This is a genomic window from Microbacterium sp. MYb72, from assembly GCF_002979415.1.
Classification (GTDB): domain Bacteria; phylum Actinomycetota; class Actinomycetes; order Actinomycetales; family Microbacteriaceae; genus Microbacterium; species Microbacterium natoriense.
This window is the reverse complement of record NZ_PCOT01000065.1, coordinates 1-1,773: the sequence shown is the minus strand read 5'-3', so window position 1 is coordinate 1,773 and position 1,773 is coordinate 1. Positions and strand designations below refer to the sequence as shown.

The following is a 1,773-nucleotide window of genomic DNA, read 5'->3' as shown; positions in this document are numbered from 1 at the left end:
CTCGCTGCACGCCGCCCGCTGACCCCCGCCCTCACCCCGAGGGTGGCGTCGAGATCCCGTGCACTCGTCGAGTGCACGGGATCTGCGCGTGAAGATCTCGTGCGTTCGAGAGGATGCCGTGCACTCGCGCGGCGCGTTGCCGCGAAGGGTCGCGCAGCAGGACGCTGTTGACTCGGGGTCAATGGGAATTGTGAGATCGCTACAAGGAACCGAGTATCAGCCCTCCTGAGACTTGGTCCCGAGCGGCAAAGCTGTGCGGAGGCTGGGAAAGCCGCCCATACACTCGCCGGTGGCAACGACGCCACCGACCCCAGGAGTCCTCAATGACGAGTGCTAGACCCCATGCCCACGGACTTGGAATGCGCATCGCCGTGATCGTGCTCAGCGTTCTGCTGGCCGCGATGGTGATCCTGTTCTTCATCGTGACCGGCAAGATCGCGGCCGGTGCAGCCGAGCTCGCCGGCGGAACGACCACGGCCGAAGACGGCTCCGCCGCGCTGGCCGACGGGGCGGGAGACCTCTCGTCCGGCGCAGACAAGCTCGCCGCAGGCACCGAAGACCTCGCCGCCGGAGCGACCACCGCACACGACGGCGCGCAGAAGCTCGCCGCCGGAGCGCAGTCGGCCGCCACCGGTGCGGCGACGCTCTCCGAGGGCGCCGGAGCCCTCGCCGCAGGAGCGTCGAACGCCGTGGCCGGTGCGGGCAAGCTCAGCGCCGGGGCCCAGACGGCCCTCAGCGGCGCCCAGGACCTCCAGGCCGGGACCACGAGGGCGGATGCCGGGGCGCAGCTCGTGCTCGACGGCGCGACCAAGCTCTCCGCGGGCGTGTCCGGTGCTCACAAGATCGCCAGCGATCTGCTCGCCGGCGCCGCCGAGTTCAAGACCAAGGTCGACGCGGCCGTGCCCGCGGCGATGATCCCGAAGCTCCAGGCGCTCTCCGACCCGACGGCTGCCGCGGGCATCAAGGGTGCGGCCGCGGGTGCACCGGCGAACTCGCAGATGCTCGCCGACAAGCTCGCCCTGCTCGCCGCGAACGACGGGGTCACCGGTTCGGACATCGACCAGCTCGCCCTGCTCGCGGCAGGCCTCGACAAGCAGGTCGACGGCATCGCGGGCGCCGCGGACGCGGCTCCGGCGCTCGCCGCCGGCACGCTCGCCACCGTCGACGCGTCGAAGAAGCTCGCAGGAGGTGCGAACGCGCTCGTCAACGGCGAGCCCAGCCTCGGCTGGCCGGGAACCGTCGGCCTCGTGGACGCGCAGAAGGGTGCTCCGGCGCTCGTCGCCGGCGCGCAGACCCTCAAGGACGGCACATCCCAGCTGTCCGCGGGAGCCGCCAAGCTCTCGGGTGGCCTCCAGGCTCTCTCGTCCGGCGCCTCCACGCTCCACTCCGGCACGATCAAGCTCGACTCCGGTGCGACCTCGCTGAGCCAGGGCGCGGTGTCCCTCGCCGAAGGCGCGGCGACGCTGCAGTCCGGAGCATCCGACCTCAGCACCGGCGTCGGCGACCTCTCCGAGGGTGCGGCCACCGTGGCCGAGAAGACCGGGGAGCTCGCGGCGGGCGGCGACAAGATCGAGGCGGGCGCGACCGATCTCGCCGAGGGCACCGGCCTGATCGCCGACGGCTCCGGCACCCTGGCATCCGCCACCGCCGGTGCGGCCCCGTCGACCCTTCCGTGGATGCTCGGCATCGGACTCGTGGGCCTCATCGCCCTCGGATTCTGGGTCGGTCACCGCATCTCCCACCGCCGCGCGCTCGCCGCGGCCTGAAACCCCA

At 72.1% G+C, this 1,773-nt stretch carries 1 protein-coding gene; it reads left to right on the top strand.

The genetic code is table 11. From position 1 onward, the window contains the following. The first annotated feature begins 359 nt into the window (after positions 1-359). Positions 360-1,766, top strand: a complete 1,407-nt coding sequence (locus tag CQ047_RS18620) for a hypothetical protein (RefSeq protein ID WP_105677538.1) — start codon at positions 360-362, stop codon at positions 1,764-1,766. The last annotated feature ends 7 nt before the right edge of the window (positions 1,767-1,773 follow it).